Here is a 4,616-nt window from a genome sequence, read left to right as displayed (position 1 = left end):
CAACGCCGAACCCAGCCGCCAGCAGCATGCTAATCCACGAGAAAAAACTGTAGCTGGGCGTACTGTCCTGAGGGCCAAGGCGCACTTTTCCATACTTACTCAATGCTAAGCCAACCAGAAAAACTACAAAGCCAAACACTGAAAATAAGTAGAACCAGCCAAACAGTTCCGTAATTGATGTGAGCGCTGCTTGGGCTGCATTACCAAAGCCTTCTGGGAATGCAGCGCCAATAACAACCAAGCCGAATATAATCACCGCAGAGGCGACAAATACCGACTTACCGCCATGATTTGCCATATAACCATCCTGTTAAATGAGCATTGTGTGTAACAGCGTAAAATGTACCGATAAATGCTGTTTTTTTGAAATCCAGATCTTGTACTGAACCTTAAACGGCATGACTTTTAACCTAACATATTCGTACAAAACTCCTTCACGGCCAGAATGAAGAAATGTTAACTCTGAGCAGGAACTTGATACCCAGCCTGTGTTCCAATGGAACGCATATGAACGATGGAGGCTTTCATGCCGCAAATGAATCGTGATCAACGCAATGCCGCGTGGCAAGCTGCTAACCAGTGGCGTGCTCGGGCAGCCCAGACCCAGCCGACCGGCCTGATGGGCAGTATTAAACTGCTACTGACGTGGTTAGCGTTTGGTGCACTGATGATCGTCGGTGTTGTACTCGGACTTTTTTTCCTGCTCATTGGCTGGGCAATGATGCCCTTTGTCCGCCATAAAATGAAAAAACGCATGGAGCAGATGCGCGCTGACAACGCTCAGGATGTTGGTGGCGGTTATGCTTACAGGGATACCTCTACGAGCCAGCACGACGCAATAGAAGGTAGTTACGAAGTTAAAGACGACCACCACCGGTCTTAATCAGTTGCTGACTACCGCCGCTTTTAAAGCGGCGCTTGAATCCAGGCGAACGCTGCTGCTAACGTCAGTGGCATAACGACTAAGCTCCCTAAATTGCCGATGAGCACCAACGAAGCGACTTTCTGAGGTGCCAGTTTATACTGCTCGGCCACCAAGTAGTTCAATACCGCAGGCGGCAGTGCAGCAAATACCAGTAGCACGGCTGTCTGTAGCGGATTCAATGGGAGTAACCACATGAGCGGTAGTGCGATCACTAAGCCAGAAAGTGGGCAAAGTAGAGCGCCCAACAAGCCTGTTCGCCAGTCATTAAAATCAATTTCCAGCAATCGAACACCTAATGCAAAGAGCATCAGTGGAATACAGATTCCCCCTAACATGTGCATTGCTTCTAACAGCCAGCTCGGCAACGGTACATTTCCAACGTTGATGACTAGCCCTGCTAGGCTCGCAGCTACGATGGGCATTCGTAACAGTCGCCAAAGTGACGTGCGCGGGTCCAACATATAAAGACCTACTGAGAAATGCAGCAGCATTTCAACAATAAACACGACCACTGCAGCCGGCAGGGCCTCTGGACCAAAGGCGAGCACCAGTAGCGGTACCCCCATATTGCCAGAGTTATTGAACATCATCGGCGGCAAGAACACTTTTGTGTCCAGCGACAGCCATTTAGCAACCGGCCAAAGCACAAGACCAGACCCTAGCACGACGGCCACCGCCGCAGTGGCAAGCCACGCATAGTCCGCCAAAGGCGCTTGGCGATCAGCCAACACGGCAAATACCAGTAGTGGAACAAATAGCTCCATATTGAGCGTGTTAAGGCTGCGAATATCAGGGTTTCGATAACGCCCGTAAACCGCACCACAGCCAGCAATTAAGAACACGGGTAACAGCGTTGCGAGAATATGACCGATCATACGCCCTCCGCCAAGCGGCGGGCGCAGAGACAAACTGTTGCATGCATAGGGAGCTTTTCCTTATTGTTATCAGGCTATCTTCCCTATCGATGCTACTTAAAAACGCTCACCTCGCCAATCAGGGTTCAAGAAAACGCTGCCAAAGTGCAATAACCACATCGCGGTGGGCTTTGAATGCCTGTGCATCAACGACAGTTTTTTCACCGGTTAACGCCGCACGGTGGGTACGGCTACGATAAGCGAGATACGCTTCCCGCAACTGCTCCGCTTCTGACTCGGTAATATGACCACTCTTGGCGAGGGTTTCTAAAATGCGGATATTATCGCTATAGGTGATTAATGCAGGCGTGTCATGAGCGAGTGATAGCACCGCATATTGGCAAAGAAACTCAATATCAACCATGCCACCCACATCGTGCTTTAGACTAAACACCTCCCCGTCCGCACTACCTGGCTGCCCTTTAGAACCCTGTCCTTTAGAACCAAGGTGATCACGCATTTTATGACGCATGCTGACAACGTCATCTCTTAAGGCTTGCGGGTCACGCTCGCGACACAGCATCTCACCACGGATTGCATCAAATTTACTCGCCAGCGTGTTACTACCGGCGACAACGCGCGCGCGTACCAGCGCCTGATGCTCCCAGGTCCAGGCGTTTTGGCGTTGATAATCCGCAAAGGCATCTAAAGAGGTCACCAACAGGCCTGCATTGCCCGAAGGCCGAAGGCGCATATCAACCTCGTAAAGGCTGCCGGCAGGCGTTACTGCGGTTAAGAGGTGGATGATGCGCTGGCCTAGACGGGTAAAAAAGACCGCTGTATCGATGGGCCGGGCACCATCGGTAGTGCCTTTTCCGTCGTTATCATGAAGGAACACCAAGTCCAAATCAGAGCCATAACCAAGCTCGATGCCCCCCAGCTTGCCGTATCCCACAATCAAAAACGCTGGCTCTCGTGTATTGAGGCCTTCTGGCACACCATGTTTCCGCGTGACATGCTTCCAGGCCATCGCTAGCACGGCATCCAGAATGACTTCAGCGATATACGTTAAGTAGTCGCTCACCTTCATCAAGTGGCGTGTTCCAGCGATATCCGATGCAGCAACGTGAAGCATCTGCGCATGCTTAAACACGCGAAGCGCTTCCAACTGTGCCTCATCATCATCTTCTGGCAAGCGGCTTAAGGTCTGGCGTAACTCATCGGCAAGTCGTGATTTATCAGCGGGAGTGTAAAGCGTATCCGGCGTTAGTAGTTCATCAAGCAGTATCGGGTAACGCGCAAGTTGCTCTGCAATCCAGTGGCTGGCCGAGCACAGCTTCATTAGGTGCTCAAGCGCCTGAGGGTTTTCACGCAACAGTGCAAGGTAAGCGGTTCGCCTAAGCACCGATTCGATCAGCGGCTGGACACCACTAAGCGCGTTATCCGGCAACTCACTTTCGGCAACGGCAACCAGCAGTAGCGGCATCAGCGCATCTAGCCGTTCAAAGCCGATACGCTGCATGCTTTGCACTTGGCGGGAATGGTAAAGACTCTGCAGCCGTTTAAGCGCTTTCTCTGGTTCTATAAAACCAGCATCAGTTAGCAGTGCTTCCGCTTCTTCCTGCTCTAGCTCGCCGCGCCACAGTAACCGCCACTGAGACAGGCCAAGGTTATCGTCGCTACTCTCTGCATCGCTGTCCTCTTCGGGGTCGGCGATCACTGCATCAAAGTGCTGACGAACGCGTTCGCGCACTTCCTCCAGCCGCGCGATGAGCCCCGGCCAATCTTCATGCCCCAAGGCAAAGGCGATCCGCTCCCGATCTTCATCATCAACGGGTAGCGTTTGGGTTTGACGGTCTTCTAGCGCCTGAATAGCGTGTTCCATGTCGCGAAGATACGCATAGTCGGGTAGCAGCTCATCGACGACTGCTTGGGGCAACAGCCCCAGTTCAGGCAGTCGATTAAGAGCGGTCTTGAGTGAGGTCACTTGAAGCTCGGTATCACGTCCACCGCGAATCAGCTGAAATGCCTGGACAACGAACTCAACCTCCCTGATCCCACCGGGCCCTAGTTTGATATTGCTTTGCATGCCCTTGCGCTTTACTTCGCGATTGATCATCGCCTTGAGTTCACGCAGCGACTCAATCGCACCAAAATCCAGGTAGCGGCGGTAAACAAACGGCCTGAGACTTGCGAGCAGTTCATGCCCGCCATCTATGTCTCCTGCAACGGGACGCGCTTTGAGCATGGCATAACGCTCCCACTCACGCCCCTGATCCTGATAGTAACTGGAGAGCATCGAGAAACTGCCCACCAGGGGGCCGCCATCACCCAGTGGGCGCAGCCGCATATCAACGCGAAATACGAAACCGTCAGCCGTCATGGCATCTAAAGCGGCGATCAGTTTCTGGCCTAGTTTGGTGAAGTACTCCTGGTGCTCAAGGGGTTTACGCCCGCCTTCGGTTTCACCTTTTTCAGGAAAGGCGAAGATCAGGTCAATATCTGAGGAAAGATTCAGCTCACCCGCGCCGAGCTTACCCATACCCAGCACCACCAAGCGCTGGGACGAGCCATCTCTGCGGGCCGCAGGTAATCCCCAGCGCGGGGCGTAAAAACGTTCAAGCCAGCTGAGCGCGGCTTCAATACAGACTTCCGCCAGCCACGAAACTGCCTGAGCAGTGTCCCACATGGTGTAGCCATCAGGACGATTAAGATCGCGCCACACAATCCCGAGCATGCGGGCACGACGAAAACGGCGAATAGCGCGATGCATTGCCTCTTCATCATCGGCATTTTCCAGCGCATCAGCTAGCCAACTCGCTTGTGACTCCTTACTC

At 52.8% G+C, this 4,616-nt stretch carries 4 protein-coding genes; 1 reads left to right on the top strand and 3 read right to left on the bottom strand.

From position 1 onward, the window contains the following. On the bottom strand, nucleotides 1-298 hold a 298-nt coding region (locus INT22_RS20535; protein ID WP_226912535.1), incomplete at its 3' end, for a BCCT family transporter. Nucleotides 299-526: 228 nt separating this feature from the next. On the opposite strand from INT22_RS20535, the gene INT22_RS08510 reads away from it, so the two are divergent. Continuing rightward, on the top strand, nucleotides 527-883 hold the full coding sequence (locus INT22_RS08510) for a hypothetical protein (RefSeq protein ID WP_038478174.1): 357 nt from the start codon (nucleotides 527-529) through the stop codon (nucleotides 881-883). Between the two features lie 23 nt (nucleotides 884-906). Here the strand turns inward: INT22_RS08510 and INT22_RS08505 are convergent, their stop codons facing one another. Together INT22_RS08505 and glnE are read right to left on the bottom strand one after the other, a co-directional pair. Beyond that, nucleotides 907-1,800: an AEC family transporter gene (locus INT22_RS08505; protein WP_095604495.1), complete on the bottom strand. Its 894-nt coding sequence runs from the start codon at nucleotides 1,798-1,800 to the stop codon at nucleotides 907-909. Between the two features lie 118 nt (nucleotides 1,801-1,918). After that, the coding region (glnE, locus tag INT22_RS08500; RefSeq protein ID WP_226912534.1) for a bifunctional [glutamate--ammonia ligase]-adenylyl-L-tyrosine phosphorylase/[glutamate--ammonia-ligase] adenylyltransferase at nucleotides 1,919-4,616 on the bottom strand (2,698 nt) is incomplete at its 5' end.

The organism is Halomonas sp. 3D7M, from assembly GCF_014897885.1.
Lineage (GTDB): Bacteria > Pseudomonadota > Gammaproteobacteria > Pseudomonadales > Halomonadaceae > Vreelandella.
Note: the sequence above shows the minus strand (reverse complement) of the source record. Positions and strands in the feature narration are given on the sequence as shown.